Origin of the sequence: Maritimibacter harenae (assembly GCF_009882975.1) — a bacterium.
Classification (GTDB): domain Bacteria; phylum Pseudomonadota; class Alphaproteobacteria; order Rhodobacterales; family Rhodobacteraceae; genus Maritimibacter; species Maritimibacter harenae.
In genome coordinates this window covers 44,416-70,661 of record NZ_WTUX01000010.1, presented here as the reverse complement: position 1 = coordinate 70,661, position 26,246 = coordinate 44,416, and the positions used below count along the sequence as shown (strand labels likewise).

Here is a 26,246-nt window from a genome sequence, read left to right as displayed (position 1 = left end):
AGTATCGCGTGCCGCGCCACCTGCAACCGGGAGACGCCGGATCAGCCCCCGGTGCCCGGCTCGTCCCAGACCGCGATGATGGAGCGGTCCCCGACCCGGTCGAGCCGGGCCATCACCGCACCCAGCGCCGCCGCGTCCCGTCCGCGTGCCAGTTCGGCCACGTCGCGGGCCACGCGGGCAAGCTTGAGCATGCCCACCTGTTGGGCCACGGCGGCCAGCGCACGCGCACCCCCGGCCACCTCGGCAACACGCCCCGCGCGGTAGTCGCCGGCAAGGCTCTCAAGCAACGCCGACAGTTCCGCCAGCGCGTGGGTCACGACCCGGTCCGCCCCGACCGGACCAAGTTGGCGATAGAGAACGTCCAACTGATCCCGGTCCAGTACGACCGGTTCCGCATGGCTCAACACCGCGACATGCATGCGCTTCACCCTTTCCCTCAAAGCGCACCGACACTGGCACCAGGCCGTCAAGAAAAGGTTTCGGCCGCGCCCGGAAATGCCTCGAAATTCAGGCAAAAGCCGCCTAAACATCTTTAACCGCAGCTAGCCACAGGAGAGGCATGGAACACGCGCGCCCGCTTCCGAAATACCTGGTCCAACGCTACCAGGGATGGAAGGCCACCAGCTTTTCCGAGAACAAGGCCTGGTACCGCCGGCTGGCGAGCGAGGGGCAGCATCCGCGGGCGATGATCATTTCCTGCTGCGATTCCCGGGTTCACGTCACGTCGATCTTCGGGGCCGACCAGGGCGAATTCTTCATTCACCGCAACATCGCCAACCTCGTGCCCGCCTACCAGCCGGACGGGAACCAGCACGGCACCTCGGCGGCGGTGGAATACGCGGTGACCGCGCTCAAGGTCGCGCATGTGATCGTGATCGGCCACAGCTCCTGCGGGGGCGTGCGCGGGTATTACGACATGGCAACGGGGGCCGCCCCCGAACTGACCGAGAAATCGAGCTTCGTGGGCCGCTGGATGGATATCCTCGAGCCCGGTTACCAGCGGATCAAGGACGCCTACTCGGGCCAGGACTGCGTCGACCACCTGGAGAAGGAAGCGGTGAAGGTGTCGCTGGACAACCTGATGACCTTCCCCTTCGTCTCGGAAGCCGTCAATTCCGAGGAGCTTTCGCTTCACGGGCTCTGGCACGACATCGGCGAGGGCGGGCTGATGTATTACGACGCCGGGGCCGACACGTTCCAGCCGGTCTGATGCGCCGGGCGCTGCGCGGACTGAAGGCCCTCGCCGCGCTGATTGCCGGACAGGCGATCGTGTTGTTCGCGCGGCTGATCACCGCGCCGCGCGCCGTCTGGCGCGGAACGGACCCGGTGCCGCGCCAGCGCATCTACTTCGCCAACCACACCTCGAACGGGGATTTCGTGCTCGCCTGGGCGGTGCTGCCCCCGGCCCTGCGCGAACGCACCCGGCCCGTCGCGGCCTCGGATTACTGGCTCAAGTCGCGGTTGCGCGCCTTCGCGGGCCGCGACGTGTTCCGCGCCGTGCTGATCGACCGGAATCCGGAGACCCGCGACGAGGACCCGGTCGAGAAGATGGTCGCGGCCCTGAACGACGGGGCGAGCCTGATCCTCTTTCCCGAGGGTGGGCGCAACATGGGCCCGGATCCCCTGCTGCCCTTCAAGACGGGGCTCTACCACGTCGCCCGGCGCTGCCCCGAAGTGGATCTCGTGCCGACCTGGATCGAGAACCTGAACGCCATCCTGCCCAAGGGCGAAGTGATCCCGCTGCCGCTTCTGTGCACCGTCACCTTCGGCACCCCGGTCCACATCGAAGCCGGTGAGGCGAAGGCGGACTTCCTGACCCGGGCGCGCGCGGCGCTGCTGGAACTCAAACCGGAGCACGCGCCGTGAGCGCCCCGGTCGAGTTCCTTCGCCTGGTGATCGGGCTCATCCTCGCCCTTTCGGTGGCCTCGGTGGCGGGTGAGATGCTTCGCCGCCGGTTCGGGCCGGACGGGACGAACTCCACGATCGAGAACCTGAACGGCCGGATCACGTCCTGGTGGGCGATGCTGGTGCTCCTGACACTCGCCTCGCTCTTCGGGCGCGGCGGGATGATCGTGCTCTTCGCACTTCTGTCCTTCGCCGCGCTGCGCGAATTCCTGACCCTCACGTCGAAAAGCCGCGCCGATCATTGCGCGCTGCTGGGGTCGTTCTTCGTGGTGCTGCCGCTGCAATACTGGCTGGTCTACCGGGGCTGGTACGGGCTCTACGAGATCTTCATCCCGGTCTATGCCTTCCTGTTCATGCCGATCCTCGTCGCGCTGCGCGGTGACACGACCCGGTTCCTGGCACGGGTGGCGGAAACCCAATGGGCGCTGATGGTGGCGGTCTTCGCCGCCTCGCACGTGCCCGCCCTGCTCACGCTCGACATTCCCGGGTGGGACGGGCCGCAGATCCTTCTGATCATGTGGCTGGTGATCGTCGTGCAGGGGGCGGACGTGGCTCAATACGCCTGGAGCGCGGTGGGCGGGCATCACCCGGTCGCCGCGCGCCTGTCACAGTCGAAGACGTGGGAGGGGGTCGCGGGCGCTGTCGCCTCGGCCGCCGCGCTGGGGGGCCTGCTGGCCTGGCTCACCCCGTTCGGGCTGTGGCAGGCGGCGGCGATGGCGGGAAGCGTCACGGTGATGGGGCTTTTCGGCGGGCTCGTCATGACCGCGATCAAGCGCGACAAGGGGGTCGAGGACTGGGGCCACCTGGCCGCCGGGCATGGCGGCTTCACCGACCGGCTCGACTCCGTGATCTTCGCGGCGCCGGTATTCTTCCATCTGGTGCGGTATTTCTGGGCCGTGACCTGAGCCCCGAAAACCAAGACGGGCGCGGTGAGGGAACAACCGCGCCCGTCCTAGCGAGGGTGGGAGATATCAGGCCGCGAGGCGTACCAGGCTGCCCTCGCTGCGGACCGACGTGAACGACGGGATCGGCTTGGCCGGCGGCTCGAAGTCGAAGTCGAAGATCGACGTCATCTCTGTGTCGGTGTCAGCCTTTTCGTTCAGGGAAGCGAGAGCGGCTTTGCGTCCAGCGCGGGCTTTTTCCAGAAGGGTCATGGGGTATCTCCGGATTGGGGTGTTGGCAGGTTGGGGTAGAGTTCGGGGTATTCGGGGGCTGGCCTCAGCAGGCCGTGCCGGTGGTGGCCAGCACGTCGGTCGTCACGTGGGGAACCTCGGAGCGCGACCGGGTCGTCGGCTTGCGGTTCGACATCGACACCAGGGCGTCGTGATGCATGTCGCGGGTGACGACACGCGGAGTCCGGGTGGCACGGTAAGCGGCGAAATCGATAACGTTGGTCATGTCTTTGGTTCCCAGGTCAGTGGCCGTTTTGTTGTTTTTTCGGCCGTGTTCGAGTTGGTCAGTCAGTCTTGTTTTTGGCGGTGGTCAGGCCGCGTGTTTTTTCGTTTTGGTCTTGCTGTCCGCGTTCGAGAAGAAGACCTCGATATCTTCGCTGGACAGCTCCGGGAGGCGTTTGTTGCGGTCCCGATTCGCTATGCCTTTCAAGGGCTTCAGGAAGCGGACGACCGTTTCGCCTTTCCGGGTAAGTGTGGTGGCAGCCATTCTCACCTCTGGTTGTTCATTCTGTTCCGATAAGGTCGAAGCTGCGCCGCGATTCGGGCGGGAAACGTGCCCAAATGGGGCAACTTTGCGACATTTCACGCTTTCGACACGGAAAAAGACCGGGTTTTGCGCGTTTCCGGCCCACCTTCGCCCAACTTCCCCGAAACAGCCCTCCGGAAATGCGCCCCTGCGATGGCCCCCGCCACACCTGAGTCGCAATCACGCGGCGACGGGATTCGTGAGGATCAGGATGGGCCATTGACCCGGCTCCGGCTGCCGACAGGTGTGGAACGTGGGACGGGCGGATTGATCCTTCCGATCGCCGGCAGGGCGCCGGGCAGGCAACACGGCGAGCGCGGCGAGCCGCCCCCGGCGGATGCGGTCGATGATGCGCTCGTCCGGGTCGGCCGGAGGAGTCGCGGGCTTGGGGCGGTCCGGGGTCATGGGCAAATCACCTCGCAAAGTCAGATCAGGCCGGGTGGCCCGTGTCCCGACCCAGGCCTGCGGCGAAGACGACGCGGTGATCCCGGCGGCGGGCGCCGGGGCGCGCGGGACCGATATCCAGCGCGACGACCTTGCGCGTGACGTCGAACCTCCGTGGCGCATTGGCATTGGCCGGTCCGGGGCCGGGAAGAAGAATGAGCTTGCGGGTCATGACGGTCCTGTCCTTGTGCAATGCCAAGAAAGCGGCCCTCGGCGGGCGTTCGATAGGGGAGCGTCGGGTTCTCCGGCAGGTGCCTCGGGGGCATGCAGGCTTCGCCGCGGGGCCGGCTGGCGGCCGACCCCGGGACTCTCGGCATGGAATTCGCCACAAATCGCGCCGATCCGCGGCGAAACCGTGCCGTGCGCGGAGGATTTTAGGAAAACTGTCGCGGCCCGCGGCTCACGGCGCCCAGTTCAGGACCTTCCCCTCGGGCCAGTCGAGTTCCACGGTGATCTCGACCGTCTGCGTTTCGCCGGGCGCGAGCACGAGATCCCAGGCGGAGACGCCGCGCCGGTCCTCGATGTCGGTCTCGTCCGGCGCGGGCACCGCGGTCACGTCGACCTCGAGCGCCTCCTTCTCGGAGAAGGTGAGCGGGAAAAGCGCGCGCACGTCCTGCTGGTCGTCCGACAGGTTCTCGACCGTGAAGGTGATCTGCTGCACCCGGGTGGACGACCGGTTGATCAGTCCCGCGTCTCCTTCCGCGTTGCGCAGGAACGTCGTCTCGAGCCGGATCGAGTCGACGGGCCCGAAGGCCAGGTCCTCATCCGCGCCCGCCGGGATCATCGGCAGCTCGGTGCGCCCCACGAAATGCCCGTCGCGCATGAGGCTCGCGCTGCCCGGCAGGATCGGCTCACCGGTGTCGTTGGTGAAGCTTGCGACGAGGAACGCCGTGTCGTCCCAGCGCGGGGCGGCCTCGATCCGGGGCGTGGCCGGGATGGTAAGGGTGTCGAGCGCGAGCTCGGCGGTCTCGCCCGCGGCGATGGTCACGGGCTCGGGGTAGACGTAGGAGACGTTCAAGCCGTCGACCTGGAGCCCCGCCGAGACCATCGGGGCCGGCGCCACGGCAAGCCCGGCGGCGCGTTCTTCGACCATGTCCGCCTCGGCCATAGGTTCGCGCGGCATCGGGCGCGGCGTCTCGGGGTCGTAGATATCCGCAAGGTCCGGGTAGACCTCGCTCGGTGCGATCTGGTCGCTCGGGCGCGCGGTCGACAGGGTGAGCGCCACGTCGCTCCAGCTGCGCCCGTCCTGCTGACGCACGATCAGCTTCCGGTCGAGCGCGATCTCGCCCGCGTCGAGGTCGAGGTCGTAATCCACGCGCCATCCGGCGGACCGGCTCTGTTCGGTCAGTTCCAACGCCACCGGTCCGGCCTCGGCCACCGTCATGTCGATGGTCAGCATGTCGTTCTCGGCGGCGGGCGGGGATAGGCGGTCCAATGCGGCCTGCGCGGCGGCACGCTCTGCCTCCAGGTCCTCGAGCGCCTCGGCCAGCGGGCGCAGGTCGGCCTCGGCGGCGATGAGATCGGCGCGCGCCGTGGCGGTCTGGGCCGCGACGAGGTCGGCGATCTCGAGGATCTCCGCGGTGCTGGCCCCCTCCGGCGCTGCGATGGACGAGATGTAGGCGAGCTTCGCCTCCAGCGCGTCGCGTGCCACCTGCGCCGCGGCGATGGCGTCACGCTGCGCCGTGATCCGGTCCTCGACCGCGTCCAGTTCGGCCGCGGCCGCCGCCTGTGCGGGGGAATAAAGCGCGCGTGGATTGGCCACCACGCCGCGGCGGAACCCCAGGGCGCCGATGCTGACGCCCTCGGAGACGGCAATGCGGGGCAGACTGCCGGTACGCTCCGGGTTGGCGTAGGGCACCATCAGCGTGTGCTCGCCTGCCGGCAGCTCCAACTCGGCGCGCAGCGTGAGCGTCGCTCCGTCCGGGTAGATCATAGCCTCGGCCACCGGGGCCTGGGCATAGAACGTGTCGGCCAGGGCCGGGCCGGCCGCGATCAGGGCGACAAGGGAAACGGTGGCGCGCATGGTTGATCCTTTCTGGAGCTGCGGTGCGGGCACGCTAGCGCGCGGTCCGGCCGCCGGGAAGCGCGCAGGCCCGCATCGGCGCCAATTCACCGATCGCCATGCGTGTTGCACGCCAGGGGACGCACGGAGCAGGCCAACCGTTGGCTCTGCACATCCCCAACCCGGGGAGACGGAGATACACGATCCAGGCGCCGCGCATGAAAACGCCGCCGGGGCGGACCCCGACGGCGACGTCGTTCTCATCGAAGGCGGCTGATGTCAGCCCTTCTTCAGAACCTCGCGGCCCAGCAGCTCGGCGATCTGCACCGCGTTCAGCGCCGCGCCCTTGCGCAGGTTGTCCGAAACGCACCAGAAGTTCAGACCGTTGTCGATGGTCACGTCCTGGCGGATACGCGAGATGAAGGTGGCGAAATCGCCCACGCATTCCACCGGCGTCACGTAGCCGCCCGGTTCGCGCTTGTCGACGACCAGCAGGCCCGGCGCCTGGCGCAGGATCTCCCGCGCCTCGTCCTCGTCGAGGAATTCCTCGGTCTCGATGTTGATCGATTCCGCGTGGCCCACGAAGACCGGGACGCGCACGCAGGTGGCGGTGACCTTGATGGACGGATCGACGATCTTCTTCGTCTCCGTGACCATCTTCCACTCTTCCTTCGTGTCGCCCGAATCCATGAACACGTCGATCTGCGGGATCACGTTGAAGGCGATCTGTTTCGGGTAGGCCTTCGGTTCGACCTCCTGGCCCGGCACGAACATGCCCTTGGTCTGGTCCCACAGTTCGTCCATCGCGTCCTTGCCGGAGCCCGAGACCGACTGGTAGGTCGACACCACGACGCGCTTGATCTTCGCGCGCTCGTGCAGCGGCTTCAGCGCCACGACCATCTGCGCGGTCGAGCAGTTCGGGTTCGCGATGATGTTCTTCTTGGAATAGCCGTGGATGGCGTCCGGATTGCACTCCGGCACGATCAGCGGCACGTCCGGGTCGTAGCGGTAGAGCGACGAGTTGTCGATCACCACGCAGCCCGCCTTGGCGGCGATGGGTGCATACTTCTTCGTGGCGTCCGAGCCGATCGCGAAAAGCGCCATGTCCCAGCCGGTGAAATCGAACGTGTCGAGATCCTGGGTCTTGAGCGTCTTGTCGCCAAAGCTCACCTCGGTGCCCAAGGACCGGCGCGATGCGAGCGCGGCGACCTCGTCCACGGGGAACTGGCGCTCGGCCAGGATGTTGAGCATTTCGCGGCCCACGTTACCCGTGGCGCCGCAGACGACGACCTTGTAGCCCATGTGGCTCTCCTTAATCGGTGTCAAAGACGGGAGGCTGATACAGGATCAGCGCGCCGGGGGAAAGGGCACGGTGATCACCAAAGCGAAGACCGGCCATTGACAGGACGGCCGAGAGGGCCGATATGCGCCAAGTCCCGAACGCGGCCGCGTGAGCCGCCGCTGCACGACAACGACCAACGACGAAGATGCAGCAGGGTCGGGACGAGGCGGGCCAAGGGCCCCGATACAGGTTCCCATTTCACGCGGGGGGCTTCGCGCCGGACGGTGACAGGCATGAGCCGTGTCGCGAGGGCGGTGTGACCCAGCGATGAGGGCGCGGATGCGCCCGACAGCGGTGCCTGTATGCACCGCGGAAAGACAATATGACCACATTCGAAGATCTCGGGCTCGACCCGAAACTGCTCGCCGCCGTCCGGGCCGCGGGCTACGAGACCCCCTCGCCGATCCAGGCGCAGGCCATTCCCCACGCGCTCGACGGCACCGACGTGATGGGTCTCGCCCAGACCGGCACCGGCAAGACGGCCGCCTTCGGCCTGCCGCTCGTGCACCAACTACTCACCCAGCAGGGCAAGCCCGAGCCCAAGGCCGTCAAGGCGCTCGTCCTTGCGCCGACCCGCGAGCTGGTGAACCAGATTTCCGACAACCTCCGGACCTATGTCCAGGGGACGCGGATGAAGGTGAACACCGTCGTCGGCGGCGTCTCGATCAACAAGCAGGTGCAGATCCTGTCGCGCGGCACCGACATCCTCGTCGCCACGCCGGGCCGGCTCATCGACCTGATGGACCGCCGCGCGGTGCGCCTCGACTCCGCCACCTTCCTGGTGCTGGACGAGGCCGACCAGATGCTCGACATGGGCTTCATCCACGCGCTGCGCCGGATCGCCCCTGAACTGGGCACGCCGCGCCAGACGATGCTGTTCTCGGCCACCATGCCGAAACAGATGGAAGAACTGTCGCGCGCCTACCTGACGGACCCGGTCCGCGTGCAGGTGGCCGCGCCCGGCAAGGCGGCCGACAAGATCACGCAGGGCGTGCACTGGGCGGCCGACAAGTCCGACAAGGTCGCGCTCCTGACCTCCTACCTCGCCGACGAGCCGGACGGGCTGTCGCTCGTCTTCGCGCGCACCAAGCACGGTGCCGAGCGGCTGATGAAGCAGCTCTGCGCATCGGATTACGAGGCGGTCTCGATCCACGGCAACAAGAGCCAGGGGCAACGTGACCGTGCGCTGCGCGCGTTCCGTGAGGGCACGGCGCGCGTTCTGGTGGCCACGGACGTGGCCGCGCGCGGGATCGACATCCCGGGCGTGTCCCACGTCTTCAACTTCGACCTGCCGGAAGTGCCGGAGAACTACGTCCACCGCATCGGGCGCACCGCGCGCGCCGGGGCGGACGGGGACGCCATCTCCTTCGTCACCGGCGAAGAGATCGGCCTGCTGCGCCAGATCCAGAAGCTCATGAAGATCGACATCCCGGTCCTGGGCGGCGATCAACCCGCCGAGGTGGAACCGCCGAAGCGCAACCGTGGCGGAGGCGGCGGGCGCGGTGGCCCGCGTCGCGGCGGCAAGGCCCATTCGGGCGGCAAGCCCAAGGGCCAGGGGCAGAAATCGGCCAAGCCGCAGGGTGGCCAGGGCCAGAAGCCCCGGCGTCAGCGCCGGCGGCGCGCGGCCTAATCGGTGCGGTCGCGGCTGAAGACGTAGATCGCGGTCCCGACCAGCACCGGCAGGCCGAAGAAGATGAACAATGCTTCATAGGGGGCCGCGGGCGCATCGCTCGCGGCCTTCGCCGTGCTGTACACCCGGCCCGACAGGAACTGGAACAGCGACACGCCCCCGATCCCCATCAGGTTGATCAGCGTCACGCCCGAGCCCGTCAGGTGCGGCGGGAAGAAGGCGCGCGCGTGGGCCATGATGAGCGGGAAGGACGCGCCGAAGAGGCCTACCGCCGACAGGAGCAACGTGGTGGTGACGATGCTGTCGTCCGGGAAGGCCCAGAGGCCGAACAGGCAGGCCGCCGCGATCAGGTTGCCGAAGAAGATCACCCACTTGCGGGTGCCGAAGAACCGGTCGGCGGGGCCGTAGAGGAAATTGCCCGCGATCATCGCCAGCGCCATGATCAGCGTGACCACCCCGATCCCGTTGGCGGACATGCCGAAGACATCCTCGAGATAGGGCCCCGCCCAGAGCCCGCGCAGGCCGGCGGCGGGGGCGTAGTTGATGATCTGGATCGGGAAGATGAACCAGAGCGCCGGAATGGCCAGCAGCGTCAGGACCGATCCCTTCTTCTCGCCCGGCTTGGCGGCCAGCGGCGGCGGATCCTGCACGAGCACCCAGATCACGATGGCGACCACAAGGCTGATCGCGGACAGGGCGAACATGGTTTCGCGCCAGCCCAGGTTCTCGACCGCCCAGGCCATCGGGTAGGACGCGACGACGTTGCCGAAGGTCCCCACGCCCAGCACCACGCCCGCGAGCGTGCCGAAGACGCGCGGTTCGAACACGCGTGCGAAAGTGAAATAATTGGCCATGAGGACCGGCGAACACCCGGCCCCGATCAACCCCATCGCGATCAGCACGTGCAGCGGCCCCTGCGCCACGGCGAAGACCGCCGCGCCGCCGGCCGCGCCCAGCGCGAAGAGGACCGAGGCCGTGCGCTTGGGCCCGACGTTGTCCAGGAGCCAGCCGACCGGGATCTGCATCGCGGCGAAGGCCAGGAACCACAGGCCCGAGGCACGGCTCAGATCCTCGGGCGTGGCACCGATATCTGCGTTCAGGACGGGGGCCATGACCGCCAGGAAGGCGCGGTAGAACTGGCTCAAAACATAAGCCACAACAAGGGTAACGATACCGGCGCGCATCTGGTCCTCCTCCCGTTTGCGTCGGGTCACATGGCCCGAAAGCCCCGGGGATGGCAAGGCCCGGCGCTTGCAGTGCGCGGTGGCTTCACGCCATAGTCCGCGAAAAAGGATGGGACGTGACGGACTTCAATCTTGAGACATTTCTGCCCTACCAGCTCAACGAACTGTCGCGCGCGGTGAGCGCCGGGTTTTCGTATCATTACCGGGAGCGGTACGGGATCACCGTCGCGGAATGGCGCGTCGTGGCCCACCTGAGCCAGGAGGACGCGGTCTCCGTGCGCGAGATCACCCGGCGCGTCGGCATGGACAAGCCCAAGGTGAGCCGGGCGGCGAGCCGGCTCGAGGCGAACGGCTATGTCAAGAAGGTGGTCAACGAGACCGACCGGCGGCTCGTGCAGCTCACCCTGACGGAGAAGGGGCGCGAGATGATCGACACGCTGGCGCCGATCGCCCAGGCCTATGACGAAGAGCTGCGCGAGGTTCTGGGCGAGAAGTACGATGCGTTCCGCGAAGCGGTCGGGCTGCTGACGGCGCGGACGCGGGAGAGGGATCCGGCTGACGGAACGTTCTGATGGACATTCCGGGCCAGAGGCAGATGGTCGGCGCGAACCAGGAGAGGACGAGGATCAAACCATGACGGATATCGTAATTCTGGGCGGTGCGCGCACCGCCATCGGCACGTTCGGTGGATCGCTCGCGGGCACCCCGCCGATCACGCTGGGCGCGACGGCGGCGAAAGAGGCGCTGGCACGCGCCGGGGTCGAAGGAGGCCAAGTCGGCCATGTCGCCTTCGGTCACGTGATCAACACCGAACCGCGCGACATGTACCTGAGCCGCGTCGCGGCGATCGACGCGGGCATTCCCGACTCGACGCCCGCGATGAACGTGAACCGGCTGTGCGGCTCGGGCGCGCAGGCGATCGTGTCGGTGACCCAGTCGCTGATGCTGGGCGATGCCGATTTCGGCGTCGCGGGCGGGGCCGAGGCGATGAGCCGGTCGCCCTACATCCTCCCGCAGGCCCGCTGGGGTCAGAAAATGGGCGATGCCGGCGCGCAGGACATGATGCTGGGCGCGCTGAACTGCCCGTTCGGCACCGGCCACATGGGTGTCACCGCCGAGAACGTGGCCGCCGAATGCGGCATCAGCCGTGACGAACAGGACGCCTTCGCGATGCAGAGCCAGGAACGCGCGGCCAAGGCGATCTCCGAAGGCTACTTCAAGGACCAGATCGTTCCGGTCGAGGTGAAGGTGAAGCGCGACACGGTGATGTTCGACACCGACGAGCACCCGAAGCAGACCAGCCTGGAGGCGCTCGCGGGCCTGCGCCCGGTGTTCAAGAAGGACGGCAGCGTGACCGCCGGGAACGCCTCGGGCATCAACGACGGGGCCGCGGCCATCGTGCTCGCCCGGGCCGAGGCGGCCGAGAAGGCCGGTCTCACGCCGAAGTTCCGCGTGCTGGGCTATGCCCATGCCGGCGTGCGTCCCGAGGTGATGGGCATCGGCCCGATCCCGGCGGTGCAGACGCTGATGGAGAAGACCGGGCTCAAGGCCGACGATTTCGACGTGATCGAATCGAACGAAGCCTTCGCCGCGCAGGCGCTGGCGGTGTCCAAGGAGCTGAAGTTCGACCCGGCCCGCGTGAACCCGAACGGCGGCGCGATCGCGCTGGGTCACCCGGTCGGCGCGACCGGTGCGATCATCACCGTGAAGGCGATGTACGAGCTTGAGCGCATCGGCGGCTCGAAAGCGCTGATCACCATGTGCATCGGCGGCGGCCAGGGCATCGCCATCGCGATCGAACGGCTCTGAAGTCCCCGGGTGGCGCGGCGCGATCCGCGCCACCCGATCCGCGAAAATTNACCGGAAAACCGGAAAACCGGAAAACCGGAAAACCGGAAAACCGGAAAACCGGAAAACCGGAAAACCGGAAAACCGGAAAACCGGAAAACTCGAATCCGTTTTCCGTTTTATGTCAACACCTTAAGCTCAATTTTCGTCCGCCCGACATGGATTTCTCCACCGCTCTCGTCCCTGCCACCCTGGTCAAGCGCTACAAGCGCTTCCTAGCCGATTGCACGCTCTCCGATGGCACCACCGTGACCGCCCATTGCGCCAATCCGGGCTCCATGATGGGCCTTGCCGCCCCCGGCGCTCAGGTCTGGCTGGAGCCCAACGACGACCCGAAGAAGAAGCTCAAGTATGGCTGGCGCCTAGTCGATCACGGGGACGGGCATTTCACCGGCGTCGATACGTCCCTGCCCAACCGGATGCTCAAGGCCGCGCTCACGGCCGGCGAGATCCCCGAACTGGCCGCCCCCCTCGTGCGGGCCGAGGTGAAATACGGCCAGAACAGCCGGATCGACTTCCTGCTCTCCGGCGACGGTCCCGACACCTATGTCGAGGTCAAGTCCGTCACCCTGTCGCGCACGCCCGGCGTGGCCGAGTTCCCCGACAGCGTCACCGCGCGCGGGGCCAAGCACATGGCGGAACTCGCGCTCATGGCCGACGCCGGGCACCGGGCGGTGATCTTCTATCTCGTCCAGCGCACCGACGCGCGAGAGGTGCGGATCGCCTCTGACATCGACCCGACCTATGCCGCGGCGGTCTCCGCGGCGCTGGAGCGCGGCGTCACGCCCCTCGCATATGCCTGCCGGATCACGCCGGCCGGCGTCTCGCTGGGCGACCGCCTGCCCTTCGTCCCGCCCCACGCCTGAAGCAAAGCTTCGCCGCGGGTGCGTTGTGCATCGCGCGGTTTGGGCTTATCTAGAGGCAAGACTGGATGGAGCCACCCCTTGGATACCAAGACACGCATCACACGCGAAGGCATTCGACTTTACGAACCGGCGGATTTCGCCGGGATGCACAAGGCCGGCCGGCTGGCCGCCGAAATTCTCGACCGCATCATTCCGATGGTGGAACCGGGCGTCACCACGGGTGAGCTCGACCAGGCGATCGAGGACATGGTGAACGAAGCCGGGGCGACCTCGGCCACGATCGGCTACAAGGGGTACGAGCACGCCTCGTGCATCTCGATCAACCACGTGGTCTGCCACGGCATCCCGTCCGACAAGAAGCTCAAGGACGGCGATATCCTCAACATCGACGTCACCGTGATCGTCGACGGCTGGTACGGCGACACCTCGCGCATGTTCGTGGCCGGCAAGCTGAACCGCAAGGCCGAGCGGCTGATCGACGTGACGCACGAGGCGCTGATGCGGGGGATCGAGGCGGCCAAGCCCGGCAACACCTTCGGCGACATCGGGTTCGCGATCCAGAGCTTCGTGGAAAAGAACCGCATGGCCGTAGTGCGCGATTTCTGCGGTCACGGGCTGGGCCAGGTGTTCCACGCGCCGCCCAACGTGCTGCACTACGGCCGCCCCGGCACCGGGCCGGTTCTTCAGGAAGGCATGTTCTTCACGATCGAGCCGATGGTGAACCTGGGCCGACCGGAGACCAAGGTCTTGGCCGACGACTGGACCGCCGTGACGCGCGACAAGTCATTGTCGGCGCAGTTCGAGCACTCCATCGGCATCACCGCGGACGGAAACGAGATCTTCACGCTCTCGCCCGCAGGGAAATTCCACCCGACCTACGCCTGAGCATCCTCGGGGTAGAACACGACCGACTGGTAGAGATGCCAGGTCGCGTGGCCCAGGATCGGCAACACCACGATCAAGCCGAGAAACAGCGGCACCGACCCGAGTGCGAGCAGCACGGCCACGATGAAGCCCCAGGCCAGCACCGGCCCCGGGTTGCGGCGTGCCGCGCGAATCGAGGTCGAGACCGCCACGGGCATGCCCACCGGCCGGTCCGTGAGCATCGGCGCGGCGATCCAGGTGGTCACCAGCGCGATCAGCGCGAAGACGAAGCCCACGGCCATCCCGATCACGATCATCTCCCACCCGGCCGCGGTGGTGAACACTGCGGTGGCGAAGGCCGGGAGGCTATCGGGCATGGCGCTGCCCATCGTGACCTCGTGGATCAGGTCGGCGGCGAAGAGCCAGGCGGTGAACAACATGAAGAGGTAGAGCGAAATGGTGAGCATCGGCCCCATCACCTGCGCCCGCACGGTGTGGAAGGCGTCGCCCCATGTCACGTCGAGCCCCATCTCGCGCCGCTTGGACATCTCGTAGAGCCCGATCGAGGCCACCGGGCCCAGAAGGGCGAAACCGGCCGCGACCGGGAACAGCAGCGGCGCCAACGCCGCGTTGAAGGCAAGGCCCGCGATCAGGAGCCCGATCAGCGGATAGGCCACGACGACGAACATCACGTCGGTGCGCAGGGCCGCGAAATCGGCCACGCCGTGGCGCAGCGCCCGCCCAAGTTCCGCCATCGTGATGTCACGCACCTCCGGGTGGGCAATGTGATGGCTGCCGATATGTTCGACCCCCTGTTCGAGGCTGCGGGCACCGCTTCCGAGCGCGCGAAGGCCCGCGGAGATCGGGTTGCCGATGGTCTTGGTTCTGGACATGGTTTCCTCCCTCGTCCGTCAAGCTGGCGGACCGTGCCGGGACGCGAGAGGTCAAGACCGCGCCGCATCCGACACCGGTCTTGAAGAGAAGTGTAGCACGTTCAGGCGGTTGAGGCACTCACGATCGCGGGACCGGTCACACGCCGATGCGCGCGGCGATCTCGTCGAAGCTGTCCACCACCTCGGCCCCGACCTCAGCAAGCGCCGCGCCGCCGCCTTGCGGCGCATATCCGAAGACGCGCATGCCGGCGGCCACGCCGGCGCGCGCACCGGTGGGGCTGTCCTCGACCACGACGCAGTCGGCCGGCGCGACGCCAAGCGCCTGCGCAGCCGCAAGGTAAAGCGCGGGGTCGGGCTTCGGCGCCCCGATCTCCTGCCCGGAGAACAGGCGCGCCCTGAGCCGCTGCCAGACCTCGGGGTGCTGGGAGAGCGTGGTTTCCATCTTGCGCACCGTGCCGTTCGATCCGACCGCGTAGACCACGCCCGCCCGGTCCAGCCGGTCGAGGAAGGCCGCGACGCCGGGCATGAGCGCGGTGCCCTCCCCCAGTCGCGCATAGAGCCGGTCGTAGAATCGCTCGACCCAGTCAGGCGCGAAATCCACGCCCAGGGCGCGCGCCCGCTCCGCGACGCCCGTGATCGTCGTGCCCACGAAGGTGCGCTCCATCTCTTCGCGGTCCATCGCGTGGCCGTGGGCCGCAAGCTCGTCGCCCAGCAGGTCGAAGGCCGCGGGCTCGCTGTCGACCAGCACGCCGTCGCAATCGAAAAGCACCGCGCGCGGGGTCATTGCACCTCGCAGATCGAGATCGTGGTGTCGCCATAACGGCGCGTGTCGCGCAGCTGGATGCCCGGCGGCGGGGCCACGGGGCCGTTCTCTTCCCACACGATCGTCGCACCCGGCGCGATCCAGCCACCGGCCAACGCCGCGGCCAGCGCCTTTTCCCCCAGCTTCTTGCCGTAAGGTGGGTCGAGGAAGACGAGCGTCGCGGGCTCCTCGGCCGTCTCTCCCAGCCGGGTCGCGTTGCGGGTCACGACGCGGGTTTCGCCCTCGGCCCGGCATTTTGCAATGTTCTCCCGCAGCAGCTTGCCGGCCACGCGCCCGTCGTCGACGAAGGTGACATGCGCCGCGCCGCGCGACAGCGCCTCGAGCCCCAATGCGCCAGTGCCCGCGAACAGGTCGAGCACGCGGGCTTCCGTGACCGGATCGCCGAAGCGCCCGCCCATCAGCATGGAGAACAGGCTTTCGCGCACCCGGTCGCTCGTCGGGCGCAGATGCGCGGCGGCATCGCCCTTGCCCACGCTGGCGAGCGTCAGCCCGCGGTGCTGCCCCGCGATGATCCTCACGCTTTCAGAAGCGCCTTGAGGTCGGTGCCCGGGTCGCCGACCGCGGCCGGGTCCGGGCTCTTGCCGCCCTCGATCAGCCGCTTGCCCACCATGTAGGCGCGCGGATCGTTCATCGCATCCACCGCCACCAGGTCATCGCCCGCGTAATACCAGTAGCTCACCGCAGTCTCGCTGTCCTGTCGGGTGATGACCTTGTCATAGCCGGTGTTGAGCCCGGCGATCTGGAGCTTGGTGTCGTATTGATCGGACCAGAACCAGGGCTTGGCCAGGTAATCCTTCTCGGCGCCCAGCATGTTCTCGGCCACGAGCTCGGCCTGGTCGATGGCGTTGCCGACGCTTTCCAGCCGGATGCGCGTGCCCTTGTACGGGAACGAGGCACAGTCGCCCGCGGCGAAGATCGAAGGGTCCGAGGTGCGCCCCTTCTCGTCCGTCTTGATGCCGTTCTCGATTTCGAGCCCGGCGGCTTCGGCCAGCGCGGTGTCGGGCTTGATGCCCACGCCCACGATGACGAAATCCACGTCGAGCTTCGAGCCATCGGTCAGCTCCGCCCCTGTCACGTGCTCCCCGCCGGTCAGGCGGGCGAGGCCCACGTCTTCCAGCACGGTCGCCCCGTGGTCACGGTGCAGCTTGCGGAAATACTCCGAGGTTTCGGGCGCCGCGACCCTTTGCAGGATGCGCTGCGCCATTTCGATGATCGTGACGTGCATGCCCTTTTTTGCGGCCACCGCCGCAGCCTCGAGCCCGATGTAGCCACCGCCCACGACCAACACCTTGCGGCCTTCGGCGAATTCATGCGCCATCGCGTCCGCGTCTTCCAGCGTGCGAACGGTGTAGACGCCCGGCAGGTCCCCGCCGATTGCGGCGGGCAGGCGGTTGGGCACCGAGCCGGTGGTCAACGCGAGCTGGTCGTAGGCGATCTCTTCACCGTTTGCGAGGTGGACGCGCTTGGCCTCCCGGTCGATCGCGTCGACCCTGGTGCCCTTCACGAGCGTGATGTCATGCTCCGGATAGAACGTCTCGGGCCGCAGGTAGAGCCGCTCCAGCGTCATGTCGCCCAGCAGGTAGGCCTTGGACAACGGCGGGCGCTGGTAAGGGGCCACCGGCTCTTCCCCGATCAGCGTGATTGCCCCCTCGTGACCCAAATGGCGCAGCTTGGCGACGAGGGCGGCTCCGGCCTGCCCCGACCCGACGACGACGATGTCCGACATTACTCTTGCTTCTCCCTGTTTGGTCCGCAACCTATCGCCTGCCGTATCAGAATGGCAACGCGAACAGGAGGACTCCATGACGATTTCAGTGGGCGACACGCTGCCCGACGCAACCCTCATGAAACTCGGCGAAAAAGGGCCCGAGCAGGTCGAACTTTCCAGCCTGACCAAGGGCCGCAAGGTCGTGATCTTCGGCCTGCCCGGCGCCTTTACCGGCACCTGCACGACCGCGCATGTGCCCAGCTTCATCCGCAACATGAACGCCCTGAAGGGCAAGGGCGTGGATGCCGTCATGTGCGTGTCGGTCAACGACCCCTTCGTCATGGGTGCCTGGGGTTCCTCGACCGGCGCCAACGACGCGGGGATCGAGATGCTGGGCGACCCGGAATGCACGCTGACCGAGGCGATGGGCCTGCGCTTCGACGCGCCGCCGGTCGGGCTGGTCGCGCGCTCCAAGCGCTACGCGCTGATGGCCGAGGACGGTGTCGTGAAGGTGTTCCAGGCCGAGGAAAACCCCGGCGTCTGCGACATGTCGGGCGGGGAATCGATGCTCGAGGCGATCTGAGCCGCACCCGAGCATCCGAATGGAAAAGCGCCGCAGCGGGAAACCCCGGTGCGGCGCTCGTCGTTTTGACTGGGCTGGATGCCCCGGCTCAGATGGCCTTCACCACGCCCGCCAGCATGTCGCGCACCTGGCCTGCCACCTGTTTCAGCTCGTCATTGTCGATCCCGGACATCGAGGCGACCGGGTCCACCGCCGAGACCTCGACCCCGCCGTCGACCGAGCGCAGGATCACGTTGCACGGCAGCATGGCGCCCACGCGGGGCTCCATCCCGATCGCTTCCCACGCCATGTTGGGATTGCAGGCGCCAAGGATGCGGTAGTCGTCCATGTCCTTGTCGATCTTTTTCTTCATCGTCGCTTTCACGTCGATCTCGGTCAGGACACCGAAACCGGCATCGCCCAGCGCAGCGCGGGTGCGGGCATCCACGTCTTCGAAGTCGGCGCCTTCGATGAGGCGGTCGAGGGTATAGGCCATGTGCTTCTCCATTATATTCGCTGAAATGAATGTGGGGCCGTGCATCGGCCCCGTCAACCGCGCTTGAAGGGACCCATCGAGGTCAGGATCTCGATATCCTCGTCGACCGCGCGCGCTTCCTGTTCGCAGAACTCGGCCACGGCGCGGCGGAAGCCCGGATCGCCGATCCAGTGCAGCGAATGGGTGGTCACCGGCATGTAGCCGCGCGCCAGCTTGTGATCGCCCTGCGCCCCGGCCTCGACCCGGCCGAGCCCGTGTTCGATCGCGTAGTCGATCGCCTGGTAGTAGCACAGCTCGAAATGCAGCGACGGGTGATGTTCGATACAGCCCCAGTATCGGCCGTAGAGCACGTCGCGCCCTATGAAATTCAGCGCCCCGGCCACCGGCATCCCGTCGCGCATCGCCAGCACCAGGAGCACGTCGTCGCGCATTTCCTCCTGCACGATGTCGAAGAAGGCCCGTGTCAGGTAGGGCGAACCCCATTTGCGCGCCCCGGTGTCCTGGTAGAAGGTCCAGAAGGCATCCCAATGCTCGGGCTTGAGGTCGTCGCCGGTCAGCGCGAGGATTTCGCCGCCGAAGTTCTGCGCGGTGCGCCGGTCTTTGCGGATCGCCTTGCGCTTGCGGCTCGACAGGGTTTCGAGGAAGGCATCGAAATCGGCAAAACCGTCGTTGAACCAGTGGTATTGCGAATGGCTCCGGTGCAGGAGCCCCATCGCCTCGCCCGCGATCGCCTCGTCTTCCGTGCAGAAGGTGACGTGGAGCGATGACAGCTCATTGTCCGCCGCCACCTGCACGGCGCCCTGCACGAGCGCCGACATGCCCTTGGCCTCGGCCCCCGGCCGGACAAGGAACCGGCGGCCGGTCGCGGGCGTGAACGGCACCGCGATCTGGAGCTTGGGATAATAGGAGCCGCCGGCGCGTTCCCAGGCATGGGCCCAGGAATGGTCGAAGACGTATTCGCCCTGGCTGTGCATCTTGGCATACATCGGCGCGACGCCGATGATCCCGGCCTCGTCACGTGCGCTGAGGTAGAGGGGCTGCCAGCCGGTGCCGGGCCCGACCGAGCCGGAGCGCTCCAGCGCATGGAGGAACCGGTGCGTTGTGAACGGGTCCTCGGGCCGGTCGCCGCCCTCCGGGCAGGCGCAGGCATCCCAGTCCTCGGCCGGAATGTCGGCGAGGCTGTCGTGGGTGCGTATCTCGATGGCGCGTTCGTCCATGTCTTCTATACGGGGTCTGTGGCGCGCGGGGTCAACCGGCGTGCGGGGCCGCGTAGCCCTCGAAGGTGATGTTGTCGGCTATTTCACGCGCTTGTGTTTCGGCCTCGGGCGAGCGCACGGTCCAGCACAGGACCGGCACGCCGCGCGCCTTGAGCACGGCGACCGTTTCGGCACGCAGGTCGCGGGCGTCGTGACTGATGAACGTGGCGCCGGTCCGGTCGAAATCGGGGATGCGGGCGAGGAGCGTGCGCGTGGTGGCGTTCAGGATCGGCCAATCCTCGGCGCTGAAGGCGCAGGTGGTCAGCCCGCGCGGCACGTCGGGTGCGAGGCGGGCCATTTCGGCCACCGCGTGCGGGTTGAACGACATGACCGCCACGGGTCCGGCATAGGCGGTCACCGCGTCTGCCACGGCGGCCTCCAGCGGGCCCACGTTGGGGCCCATCGCGCCGTCCTGGTCCTTGATCTCGATGAGCACCGGTACGCGGCCGTCGACGAGTGCCAGTATCTCGGACAGCGTCGGGATGCCCTCGTCCCCGCCGGTAAGCCGGATCAAGGCCAGGTCTTCGGCCGTGCGCTGGCGCACCGGGCCCTTTTCGCCGGTCAGCCGGGCCAGGTCGTAGTCGTGGAAGACCATCGCGACCTCGTCGCGCGAAAGCTGCACGTCGATCTCGATCCCGTAGCCCGCCGCGACTGCCGCGCGCACCGCGGCGCGCGAGTTCTCGGGCCGGCCCGCGGCCGCGTCGTGATAGGCCCTGTGCGCGAGAGGCGGGCCCAGGAATGCCGCCGGCAGGTCGGTCATGCGAGCTGGAAGATGCCTTCGATCTCGACCGCCGCGCCGAAGGGCAGCGAGGCCGCCGAGACGGCCGAGCGGGTGTGACGGCCCGTGTCCCCCAGCGCCTCGACGAGGAAATCGGACGCGCCGTTGATGACCTTGGGCTGATCGCCGAAACCCGGCGTGGAGTTGACGAAGCCGGTGAGCTTGACCACCTGGGCCAACCGGTCGAGGTCGCCGCCCGCAGCGGCCTTCACCTGTGCCAGCAGAGAGATCGCGCAGAGCTTCGCGGCCTCGACGCCGTCCTCGGTCGCCATGTCGTCGCCCAGCTTGCCGGTGACGAGGGTCCCGTCGCGCATGGACACCTGGCCGGAAACGTAGACCATGTCGCCCACGACATGGAACGGCACGTAATTGGCGGCCGGGGCGGGGGCGTCCGGCAGCGTGACGCCGAGCTCGGCCAGGCGCGATTCGAATTTACCCATTGCGCATCTCCTTTTGCCGGCACGCTAACGCGGCCCCCGCCCGGGTGAAAGGCTCAGCTTTCGCGCAGGGCCCGGCTGAAATATTGCGCCAGCGGTTCGACGAGATAGGCGAGCGGGCTGCGGTCGGTGGTGCGCAGGAACGCTTCCACCGGCATGCCGGGGACGAGGACCGTGCCCACGGGCAGTTTCGCGCTTTCGCCTTCGACCAGCCGGATGCGGGCGCGGTAATACCGGGTGCCGGTCGCCTCGTCGCTCAGCGCGTCGGGCGACACCGAGGCGACGCGGCCCACGAGATCCGGCGTGCGCCGCGCCTCGAGCCCCGGAATCCGCAGGCTGACGGCCTGGCCCACCCGGATCTCGTCCACATCGATCGGGGCGACCTTTGCGGCGATGACGAGCCTCTGGTCCTGCGGCACGATGTAGAGAAGCGGCTGGGCGGGGCGGATCACCTCCTGCACGGCATGGACCTCCATCGCGTGGATGGCGCCGCCCAGCGGCGCGCGGATGTCGAGCCGGCCCAGCTGCGCGGTGAGCGCGCGGCGGCGCTCGGCAAGTTCGGCCTCGCGCACCCCGATGTCGCGCAACGTCTCGATCGCCTCTTCGCGCCGGGCCTGGTCGCGCTTGATGATCTCGATCGCGATCTCGGTCATGCGCCCGTCGTTCTGGGCGACAAGCGCGGCGAGTTCCCCGGCCCGACCCTCGAGCGCGGCCTTGTCCCGGGCAAGCGCGAGCACGACGGAGGATCGCGTGAGCCCCCGTTTGAGCAGCGCGCGCTTGTTGGCGAGCTCTTCGTCGATCAGGGCGATCTGCCGGTCCAGCGCGGCCTGCTGCGCCGCGATCCCGTCGTTCTGAAGCGCGATCTGCGCCTGCCGCTTGGCCAGCTGTTCCTTCTCGGCCGCGAGCGACTCCCGCCGCTGGTCGAAGAGCCGCCGCTGCCCGTCCATCACCGCGCGCACCGCCGTGTCGCCCCGCGCCGCCTCGAGCAGCATCGGATCGAACCGGATCGCCGGGCGCCCGTCCCGCTCCGCCTCCAGCCGGCCGCGCCGCGCCTGCAGTTCGAAAAGCTGTTGTTCGACGATGGTGCGCGCGGAGCGGAGCTGTTCGGGATCGAGCCGGATGAGAACGTCGCCGGCCTCCACCACGTCGCCCTCGGCCACCTCGAGGGTCGCGATCACGCCGCCGTCGGGGTGCTGGACCACCTGCCGGTTCTGTTCGCTCTCCACCGCGCCGGGGGCGATGATCGCGCCCGAGAGGTCGGTGCCGACCGACCACGTCCCGAATCCGCCGACCAGGAGCGCGAGCGCGGTCAGCCCCACCAGAACATGGGTACGCGCGGACCAGGCACGCATGACCGCTGTCGGGTCGTGGCCGGGTGGCGGGGCCGGGGCGCCCATCACATCACCCCTGCCGCACGGTGGAGCCCTGCCCCCTGCGCGATCTGGCCCGCGTTCTGCACCGTACGCCGCAGCACCTCGTCACGCGGGCCGAAGGCGCGTTGGAGACCATCGGCGAGGACGAGCAGCTTGTCACATTCCTGGATCGCCGAGGGGCGGTGCGCCATGATGAGCACCGCGCCGCCCTCCGCCTTCACCGCCCGGATCGCCTGGTTCAACGCCTCGCTCCCCTCGTTGTCGAGGTTGGCATTGGGTTCGTCGAGCACGAGGATCACTGGGTCGCGGTAAAGCGCGCGCGCCAACCCGATGCGCTGCAACTGCCCGCCGGAGAGCAGCCCCCCGGCCCCCTGCACCCGCGTGTCGTAGCCGTCCGGGAGCCGGAGGATCAGGTCGTGCGCGGCGGCCTTGCGCGCGGCGGCGACGACCTGCGCGTCGTCCGGGTCAAGTGCAAGGCCCGCGATGTTCTCGGCGATGGTTCCGTCGAACAGCCGGACGCGTTGCGGCAGAACCCCGATGTGCTGGCCCAGCACCGCCGGGTCGAACTGGTCGAGCGCCGCCCCGTCCAGCCGCAGGCGCCCACCCACCGGGGGCCAGACCCCCGTGATGGCCCGCGCGAGGCTCGATTTGCCCGCGCCGGAGGGCCCGATGACGCCCATCGCCTCCCCGGGTTGCAGGTCGAAGCTGACCATGCGCAGCGCCGCCTGCGCCACGCCCGGCGGCACGATGGTCAGAGTCTCGGCGCTCAGGATCGCGCGGGGTCGTGGCAGGCCAGTGCGCGGCGCGGGTTGGTCCACCCTTGAAAGAAGCGTCGCCAGCGTCCGCCAGCCCAGCCGCGCGGATTGCGCCAGCGGCCACTGGCCGATGAGCAGGTCGACCGGGGCAAGCGCGCGGCCCATGAGGATCGAGGCGGCGATCATCACGCCGGGCGTCACCTGCCCGTGCAGCACCAGCCAGGCACCGAGCCCCAGCATCGCCGATTGCAGGACCTGACGCAGGGTGCGTGACAGGGACGACCAGCCCCCCGCGCGGTCCGCCGACAGGATGGTGTCGGCCAACGCGGAATGGCGTGCCCGGAACCAGCGCGCGAAAGCCGCGTCCGACATGCCCAGGGCGCGCACCATCTCGGCCTCCGACCGGATCTGTTCGCTGAAGCTGTCGGCCTGCATCGCCGCCGCACCCGCCCCGCGCCTCGGGGCCGCGGTCGCAAGCTGGTTGAGCACCGCGATGCCCACGAGCAGCGCGCCCCCGCCCAGCGCCAGCGCGCCCAGCAGCGGATGGAAGAGCAGGATGCCCGCGAGGAAGATCGGCGTGAACGGCAGGTCGAAGAGCGCGGCGCAGGCGGGCGATGCCAAGAACCGGCGCAGCGCCTCCAGCGCGCGAAGCCCGTTTTCAGAGGCGACCGAGGTGCGCGTCAGGCGCGCGTCATGATCCAGCATGGCCGCGAAGACCCGGTGGTCGAGACGCACTTGCAACCGCGCCCCGATCCGCGCCAGCACGCGGCCGCGCACGAAGTCGAGGCACCCCATCATCGCAAAGAGGAACACCATGAGCACGGTCAGCGCGAGCAGCGTTTCCTCCGACCGGCTGCCCAGCACCCGGTCATAGACCTGCAGCATGTAGAGCGGCCCGGTCAGCATCAGGAGGTTCATGAAGGCGGAGAAGACCCCCACGATCCAGAACAGGCCCCGCGCCTCACGCAGGACGGCGCGAAGTTCCGTACGGCCGGCGGGGCGGGTCACGGTGCTCATGGCCCGCACCCTGCCCCCCGACACGATAATTCCGGGTTAACGGCGGGCCGGTCTCAGTTGATGCCGAGGATGTTCTGGATCACGCCGATCAGGCTGTCTTCGCGCGGCCGGCGGTTGCCGCCGTTGAAGATGTTGGCCGGGTCGAAGGGCTCCGGTTGTGCGTCCTGGGCGACGACCGGCTCGCGCTCGGGCCGGATCATCGGCAGCGGCCGGGGCTCGAGGTCGGCATGGACCCGGGTCATCGTCTCGCGCCAGATCTCGGCCGGGAGGCCGCCGCCGGTCACGCCGGTGAGCGGCGTGTTGTCGTCGTAGCCCATCCAGACGCCGGCCACGTAGTCGGCGGTGAAGCCGACGAACCAGGCGTCGCGGGCCGACTGCGTCGTGCCCGTCTTGCCGGCCGCCTCGCGCCCTTCGAGACGGGCACGCTGGCCCGAGCCGCTCTCGATGACCTGGTGCATCATGTAGACCAGCTGCCGGTTCGCGTTTTCCTGGATGACGCGCTTGCCGATGCCGCCTTCCTGCTCCATCAGCGGCTGCTCGTCGCCCAGCAGCGACAGTTCGACCAGGCCGTAGGGCTCGACCGCCGAACCGCCGTTCTGGATGCCCGCGAAGGCGCCGGTCATCTGGAGCAGCGTGGTCTCGGACACGCCCAGCGCAAGCGCGGGGCCCGCGGCGAGATCGCTCTCGATCCCGAAATAGGAGGCGACGGTGCGCACGTTCTCGCGCCCGACATCCTCGGACAGCTTGATCGCCGGGATGTTGAGCGAGTTCTTGAGGGCGGTGGTCAGCGTCACCGGCCCGTAGAACTTGCGGGTGTAGTTCTGCGGCGACCACGGGCCCGAGCCTGGGACGTCGATGGTGATCGGCTCATCGACGATCGTGTCGTCGTAGCTCCAGCCAAGATCGAGCGCCGCGGCATAGACGAAGGGTTTGAAGGCCGAGCCGGTCTGGCGCATCGCCTGGGTGGCGCGGTTGAACGCGCCCGACACCTTGGTCTGGCGTCCGCCGACCATTGCACGCACCGCGCCGTCGGCGCTCATCACCACGATCGCGGCCTGGGCTTCGCTGTCGTCGGCGACCTTTTCCTCGAACACCTTGAGAAGCGCCTCTTCCGCCGCGGCCTGGATCGCCGGGTCGAAAGTCGTGCGGATGATCACGTCCTCGGTCGTGTCGCGGGTCAGGAACGAGGGCCCCTCGCCCATCACCCAGTCGGCGAAATATCCGCCCGCCTCGCGTTGCGCAGCTTCGGACAGCTGCGCCGGGTTGGCGCGCGCTGCCTGCGCTTCGGCGGCGGTGAGGTAGCCCTGCTGCTCCATCAGCTTGATCACGGTCAGCGCGCGCGACCAGCTGCGGTCCATGTTCGCGGTCGGCGCGTAGGTCGACGGCGCGGTGAGCAGGCCGGCGAGAGTCGCGGCCTCGCCGGGGCTGATGTTGGCCGCCGACTTGCCGTAGTAGCGCTGGCTCGCCGCTTCGGCGCCGTAGGAGCCGCCGCCGAAATAGGCGCGGTTGAGGTAGATCGTGAGGATCTCGTCCTTCGACAGCTTGGTTTCCAGCGCGAGGGCGTAGATCGCCTCCTTCGCCTTGCGCGCCAGCGACGAGCGACGGCAGTCGGCCTCGTATTCCGCCTCGGTCATGCCGGAGTTCGGGTCGTAGGGATTGCCCAGGCACAGGAGCTTGGCGGTCTGCTGGGTAATGGTCGACCCGCCGTGGCCGGAGAGCGGCCCGCGCCCCTCCGCAAGGTTGATGCGGATGGCACTTGCGATGCCGCGCGGAGAGACGCCGAAATGGCGGTAGAACCGACGGTCCTCGGTCGCGACCACGGCATTCTTGAGGTGGTCGCTCACCGTGTCGGCGGTGACGATCCCGGCGAACTGGTTGCCACGCCAGGCGTAGGTGTCGCCGTAGCGGTCGAGCATCGTGACCGAGCCCTTGGCACGCCCATCGACGAGCTTGGACATCGGCGGAATGGTGGAGGCGGTGTAGAACACGGCCGCGGCGATCCCGATGGCCGCGACGACGGCCGTCACCATGCCCAGCCGCAAGAAGATGCGCAAAACCCAGCGGATCAGCCCGAGCGGCAACGCCAGGATGAGCGGCAGGCGCCGCCGCGGTGCGGCGCGTTTGCCCCGGCGCGGCCTGCGCGGCGGACGTTGCTTGCCACCGGTGGCTTTTTTCGTTGTTTTCTGCGGCTTTGCGTAGCGCTTGTCCGCGACAAGCGGGGTGCGCCGCTTTCCGTTGTTTGCCATGTGTCCGCTGCGTCGGCTGCTCTTTTCGCGCCAAACTAACGACTCGCGCCCGGTATTGCGAGCGGTTCGGGATCAGGTCGCAGAAATGTGCCTCCGGGGTGCGAGTAATAATTGAGCAC

The 26,246-nt window shown here is 68.0% G+C and carries 29 protein-coding genes; 9 read left to right on the top strand and 20 right to left on the bottom strand.

The window, feature by feature from the left end:
• Positions 1-41 precede the first annotated feature (41 nt).
• Complete coding sequence (locus GQE99_RS04650; RefSeq protein ID WP_161350414.1) at positions 42-404, bottom strand: hypothetical protein; 363 nt, start codon at positions 402-404, stop codon at positions 42-44.
• Between the two features lie 155 nt (positions 405-559).
• Here GQE99_RS04650 and GQE99_RS04645 point away from each other — a divergent pair, with 155 nt between their 5' ends.
• The 3 genes from GQE99_RS04645 to GQE99_RS04635 are packed head-to-tail and all read left to right on the top strand — an operon-like array spanning position 560 to position 2,810.
• Positions 560-1,210, top strand: coding sequence for a carbonic anhydrase (locus GQE99_RS04645; RefSeq protein ID WP_161350413.1), 651 nt, complete (start codon positions 560-562; stop codon positions 1,208-1,210).
• Positions 1,210-1,866, top strand: a complete 657-nt coding sequence (locus tag GQE99_RS04640) for a lysophospholipid acyltransferase family protein (RefSeq protein ID WP_161350412.1) — start codon at positions 1,210-1,212, stop codon at positions 1,864-1,866. Before GQE99_RS04645 ends, GQE99_RS04640 begins: the two co-directional genes overlap by 1 nt.
• Positions 1,863-2,810, top strand: a complete 948-nt coding sequence (locus GQE99_RS04635) for a phosphatidate cytidylyltransferase (RefSeq protein ID WP_328794049.1) — start codon at positions 1,863-1,865, stop codon at positions 2,808-2,810. The genes GQE99_RS04640 and GQE99_RS04635 overlap by 4 nt, the downstream gene beginning before the upstream one ends.
• A 66-nt stretch (positions 2,811-2,876) precedes the next feature.
• Here the strand turns inward: GQE99_RS04635 and GQE99_RS04630 are convergent, their stop codons facing one another.
• From GQE99_RS04630 to GQE99_RS04600, 7 genes are all read right to left on the bottom strand, one after another.
• Positions 2,877-3,059: a hypothetical protein gene (locus tag GQE99_RS04630; protein WP_161350411.1), complete on the bottom strand. Its 183-nt coding sequence runs from the start codon at positions 3,057-3,059 to the stop codon at positions 2,877-2,879.
• 64 nt (positions 3,060-3,123) lie between these two features.
• The gene (locus GQE99_RS04625; protein ID WP_161350410.1) at positions 3,124-3,303 is read right to left on the bottom strand and encodes a hypothetical protein; all 180 of its coding nucleotides are present in this window, start codon (positions 3,301-3,303) and stop codon (positions 3,124-3,126) included.
• A gap of 84 nt (positions 3,304-3,387) precedes the next feature.
• The gene (locus tag GQE99_RS04620) at positions 3,388-3,564 is read right to left on the bottom strand and encodes a hypothetical protein (protein WP_161350409.1); all 177 of its coding nucleotides are present in this window, start codon (positions 3,562-3,564) and stop codon (positions 3,388-3,390) included.
• Positions 3,565-3,783: 219 nt separating this feature from the next.
• Positions 3,784-4,008, bottom strand: coding sequence for a hypothetical protein (locus GQE99_RS04615; protein WP_161350408.1), 225 nt, complete (start codon positions 4,006-4,008; stop codon positions 3,784-3,786).
• Positions 4,009-4,033: 25 nt separating this feature from the next.
• The gene (locus GQE99_RS04610; RefSeq protein ID WP_161350407.1) at positions 4,034-4,219 is read right to left on the bottom strand and encodes a hypothetical protein; all 186 of its coding nucleotides are present in this window, start codon (positions 4,217-4,219) and stop codon (positions 4,034-4,036) included.
• A gap of 228 nt (positions 4,220-4,447) precedes the next feature.
• On the bottom strand, positions 4,448-6,070 hold the full coding sequence (locus GQE99_RS04605) for a DUF4139 domain-containing protein (protein ID WP_161350406.1): 1,623 nt from the start codon (positions 6,068-6,070) through the stop codon (positions 4,448-4,450).
• A 258-nt stretch (positions 6,071-6,328) separates the two neighbouring features.
• Positions 6,329-7,351 carry an aspartate-semialdehyde dehydrogenase gene (locus GQE99_RS04600; RefSeq protein ID WP_161350405.1) on the bottom strand — a complete coding sequence of 341 codons (1,023 nt, stop codon included), beginning with the start codon at positions 7,349-7,351 and terminating at the stop codon, positions 6,329-6,331.
• 362 nt (positions 7,352-7,713) lie between these two features.
• On the opposite strand from GQE99_RS04600, the gene GQE99_RS04595 reads away from it, so the two are divergent.
• Positions 7,714-9,021: a DEAD/DEAH box helicase gene (locus GQE99_RS04595; RefSeq protein WP_161350404.1), complete on the top strand. Its 1,308-nt coding sequence runs from the start codon at positions 7,714-7,716 to the stop codon at positions 9,019-9,021.
• Here the strand turns inward: GQE99_RS04595 and GQE99_RS04590 are convergent.
• Positions 9,018-10,205: an MFS transporter gene (locus GQE99_RS04590; protein WP_161350403.1), complete on the bottom strand. Its 1,188-nt coding sequence runs from the start codon at positions 10,203-10,205 to the stop codon at positions 9,018-9,020. The two genes, GQE99_RS04595 and GQE99_RS04590, sit on opposite strands and share 4 nt — an antisense overlap.
• Before the next feature lie 116 nt (positions 10,206-10,321).
• On the opposite strand from GQE99_RS04590, the gene GQE99_RS04585 reads away from it, so the two are divergent.
• The 4 genes from GQE99_RS04585 (at position 10,322) to map (ending at position 13,804) form a co-directional block, all read left to right on the top strand.
• Complete coding sequence (locus GQE99_RS04585) at positions 10,322-10,777, top strand: MarR family winged helix-turn-helix transcriptional regulator (protein WP_161350402.1); 456 nt, start codon at positions 10,322-10,324, stop codon at positions 10,775-10,777.
• A 61-nt stretch (positions 10,778-10,838) separates the two neighbouring features.
• Complete coding sequence (locus GQE99_RS04580; RefSeq protein WP_161350401.1) at positions 10,839-12,014, top strand: acetyl-CoA C-acyltransferase family protein; 1,176 nt, start codon at positions 10,839-10,841, stop codon at positions 12,012-12,014.
• 197 nt (positions 12,015-12,211) lie between these two features.
• Positions 12,212-12,919, top strand: a complete 708-nt coding sequence (gene sfsA / locus GQE99_RS04575) for a DNA/RNA nuclease SfsA (RefSeq protein ID WP_161350400.1) — start codon at positions 12,212-12,214, stop codon at positions 12,917-12,919.
• A gap of 78 nt (positions 12,920-12,997) precedes the next feature.
• Positions 12,998-13,804, top strand: coding sequence for a type I methionyl aminopeptidase (gene map, locus GQE99_RS04570; protein WP_161350399.1), 807 nt, complete (start codon positions 12,998-13,000; stop codon positions 13,802-13,804).
• Here the strand turns inward: map and GQE99_RS04565 are convergent.
• From GQE99_RS04565 to GQE99_RS04550, 4 genes are all read right to left on the bottom strand, one after another.
• Positions 13,795-14,676, bottom strand: coding sequence for a DUF2189 domain-containing protein (locus tag GQE99_RS04565; RefSeq protein ID WP_161350398.1), 882 nt, complete (start codon positions 14,674-14,676; stop codon positions 13,795-13,797). The two genes, map and GQE99_RS04565, sit on opposite strands and share 10 nt — an antisense overlap.
• Positions 14,677-14,812: 136 nt before the next feature.
• Complete coding sequence (locus GQE99_RS04560; protein WP_161350397.1) at positions 14,813-15,460, bottom strand: HAD family hydrolase; 648 nt, start codon at positions 15,458-15,460, stop codon at positions 14,813-14,815.
• Positions 15,457-16,017 (bottom strand): 16S rRNA (guanine(966)-N(2))-methyltransferase RsmD, encoded by a 561-nt coding sequence (rsmD, locus tag GQE99_RS04555; protein ID WP_161350396.1) that lies wholly within the window; start codon positions 16,015-16,017, stop codon positions 15,457-15,459. The genes GQE99_RS04560 and rsmD overlap by 4 nt, the downstream gene beginning before the upstream one ends.
• Positions 16,014-17,225, bottom strand: a complete 1,212-nt coding sequence (locus GQE99_RS04550; RefSeq protein WP_161350395.1) for an NAD(P)/FAD-dependent oxidoreductase — start codon at positions 17,223-17,225, stop codon at positions 16,014-16,016. The genes rsmD and GQE99_RS04550 overlap by 4 nt, the downstream gene beginning before the upstream one ends.
• Before the next feature lie 76 nt (positions 17,226-17,301).
• On the opposite strand from GQE99_RS04550, the gene GQE99_RS04545 reads away from it, so the two are divergent.
• A complete protein-coding gene (locus GQE99_RS04545) occupies positions 17,302-17,790 on the top strand; it encodes a peroxiredoxin (protein WP_161350394.1) in 489 nt (162 codons plus the stop codon).
• Between the two features lie 88 nt (positions 17,791-17,878).
• Here the strand turns inward: GQE99_RS04545 and GQE99_RS04540 are convergent, their stop codons facing one another.
• The 7 genes from GQE99_RS04540 to GQE99_RS04510 are packed head-to-tail and all read right to left on the bottom strand — an operon-like array spanning position 17,879 to position 26,127.
• Positions 17,879-18,265 (bottom strand): DUF302 domain-containing protein, encoded by a 387-nt coding sequence (locus GQE99_RS04540; RefSeq protein ID WP_161350393.1) that lies wholly within the window; start codon positions 18,263-18,265, stop codon positions 17,879-17,881.
• 53 nt (positions 18,266-18,318) lie between these two features.
• Positions 18,319-19,482, bottom strand: a complete 1,164-nt coding sequence (locus GQE99_RS04535) for a GNAT family N-acetyltransferase (RefSeq protein ID WP_161350392.1) — start codon at positions 19,480-19,482, stop codon at positions 18,319-18,321.
• A 31-nt stretch (positions 19,483-19,513) separates the two neighbouring features.
• Positions 19,514-20,281 (bottom strand): glycerophosphodiester phosphodiesterase family protein, encoded by a 768-nt coding sequence (locus tag GQE99_RS04530; protein WP_161350391.1) that lies wholly within the window; start codon positions 20,279-20,281, stop codon positions 19,514-19,516.
• Entirely contained in the window at positions 20,278-20,739 is a 462-nt protein-coding gene (locus GQE99_RS04525; RefSeq protein ID WP_161350390.1) for a RidA family protein, read from the bottom strand. The genes GQE99_RS04530 and GQE99_RS04525 overlap by 4 nt, the downstream gene beginning before the upstream one ends.
• A gap of 53 nt (positions 20,740-20,792) precedes the next feature.
• Complete coding sequence (locus GQE99_RS04520) at positions 20,793-22,088, bottom strand: HlyD family type I secretion periplasmic adaptor subunit (RefSeq protein ID WP_161350389.1); 1,296 nt, start codon at positions 22,086-22,088, stop codon at positions 20,793-20,795.
• 44 nt (positions 22,089-22,132) lie between these two features.
• On the bottom strand, positions 22,133-23,881 hold the full coding sequence (locus tag GQE99_RS04515) for a type I secretion system permease/ATPase (protein ID WP_161350388.1): 1,749 nt from the start codon (positions 23,879-23,881) through the stop codon (positions 22,133-22,135).
• A 53-nt stretch (positions 23,882-23,934) separates the two neighbouring features.
• Positions 23,935-26,127, bottom strand: coding sequence for a transglycosylase domain-containing protein (locus GQE99_RS04510; RefSeq protein WP_161350387.1), 2,193 nt, complete (start codon positions 26,125-26,127; stop codon positions 23,935-23,937).
• Between the last annotated feature and the right edge of the window lie 119 nt (positions 26,128-26,246).

Excerpts from the sequence above, each read along its gene's own strand:
- GQE99_RS04645 (WP_161350413.1), top strand. The coding sequence starts at position 560 with ATGGAACACGCGCGCCCGCTTCCGAAATACCTGGTCCAACGCTACCAG.
- GQE99_RS04640 (WP_161350412.1), top strand. The coding sequence starts at position 1,210 with ATGCGCCGGGCGCTGCGCGGACTGAAGGCCCTCGCCGCGCTGATTGCC.
- GQE99_RS04630 (WP_161350411.1), bottom strand. The coding sequence starts at position 3,059 with ATGACCCTTCTGGAAAAAGCCCGCGCTGGACGCAAAGCCGCTCTCGCT.
- GQE99_RS04625 (WP_161350410.1), bottom strand. The coding sequence starts at position 3,303 with ATGACCAACGTTATCGATTTCGCCGCTTACCGTGCCACCCGGACTCCG.
- GQE99_RS04620 (WP_161350409.1), bottom strand. The coding sequence starts at position 3,564 with ATGGCTGCCACCACACTTACCCGGAAAGGCGAAACGGTCGTCCGCTTC.
- GQE99_RS04615 (WP_161350408.1), bottom strand. The coding sequence starts at position 4,008 with ATGACCCCGGACCGCCCCAAGCCCGCGACTCCTCCGGCCGACCCGGAC.
- GQE99_RS04610 (WP_161350407.1), bottom strand. The coding sequence starts at position 4,219 with ATGACCCGCAAGCTCATTCTTCTTCCCGGCCCCGGACCGGCCAATGCC.
- GQE99_RS04605 (WP_161350406.1), bottom strand. The coding sequence starts at position 6,070 with ATGCGCGCCACCGTTTCCCTTGTCGCCCTGATCGCGGCCGGCCCGGCC.
- GQE99_RS04600 (WP_161350405.1), bottom strand. The coding sequence starts at position 7,351 with ATGGGCTACAAGGTCGTCGTCTGCGGCGCCACGGGTAACGTGGGCCGC.
- GQE99_RS04595 (WP_161350404.1), top strand. The coding sequence starts at position 7,714 with ATGACCACATTCGAAGATCTCGGGCTCGACCCGAAACTGCTCGCCGCC.
- GQE99_RS04590 (WP_161350403.1), bottom strand. The coding sequence starts at position 10,205 with ATGCGCGCCGGTATCGTTACCCTTGTTGTGGCTTATGTTTTGAGCCAG.
- GQE99_RS04580 (WP_161350401.1), top strand. The coding sequence starts at position 10,839 with ATGACGGATATCGTAATTCTGGGCGGTGCGCGCACCGCCATCGGCACG.
- sfsA (WP_161350400.1), top strand. The coding sequence starts at position 12,212 with ATGGATTTCTCCACCGCTCTCGTCCCTGCCACCCTGGTCAAGCGCTAC.
- GQE99_RS04565 (WP_161350398.1), bottom strand. The coding sequence starts at position 14,676 with ATGTCCAGAACCAAGACCATCGGCAACCCGATCTCCGCGGGCCTTCGC.
- GQE99_RS04560 (WP_161350397.1), bottom strand. The coding sequence starts at position 15,460 with ATGACCCCGCGCGCGGTGCTTTTCGATTGCGACGGCGTGCTGGTCGAC.
- GQE99_RS04550 (WP_161350395.1), bottom strand. The coding sequence starts at position 17,225 with ATGTCGGACATCGTCGTCGTCGGGTCGGGGCAGGCCGGAGCCGCCCTC.
- GQE99_RS04545 (WP_161350394.1), top strand. The coding sequence starts at position 17,302 with ATGACGATTTCAGTGGGCGACACGCTGCCCGACGCAACCCTCATGAAA.
- GQE99_RS04540 (WP_161350393.1), bottom strand. The coding sequence starts at position 18,265 with ATGGCCTATACCCTCGACCGCCTCATCGAAGGCGCCGACTTCGAAGAC.
- GQE99_RS04535 (WP_161350392.1), bottom strand. The coding sequence starts at position 19,482 with ATGGACGAACGCGCCATCGAGATACGCACCCACGACAGCCTCGCCGAC.
- GQE99_RS04530 (WP_161350391.1), bottom strand. The coding sequence starts at position 20,281 with ATGACCGACCTGCCGGCGGCATTCCTGGGCCCGCCTCTCGCGCACAGG.
- GQE99_RS04525 (WP_161350390.1), bottom strand. The coding sequence starts at position 20,739 with ATGGGTAAATTCGAATCGCGCCTGGCCGAGCTCGGCGTCACGCTGCCG.
- GQE99_RS04520 (WP_161350389.1), bottom strand. The coding sequence starts at position 22,088 with ATGCGTGCCTGGTCCGCGCGTACCCATGTTCTGGTGGGGCTGACCGCG.
- GQE99_RS04515 (WP_161350388.1), bottom strand. The coding sequence starts at position 23,881 with ATGAGCACCGTGACCCGCCCCGCCGGCCGTACGGAACTTCGCGCCGTC.
- GQE99_RS04510 (WP_161350387.1), bottom strand. The coding sequence starts at position 26,127 with ATGGCAAACAACGGAAAGCGGCGCACCCCGCTTGTCGCGGACAAGCGC.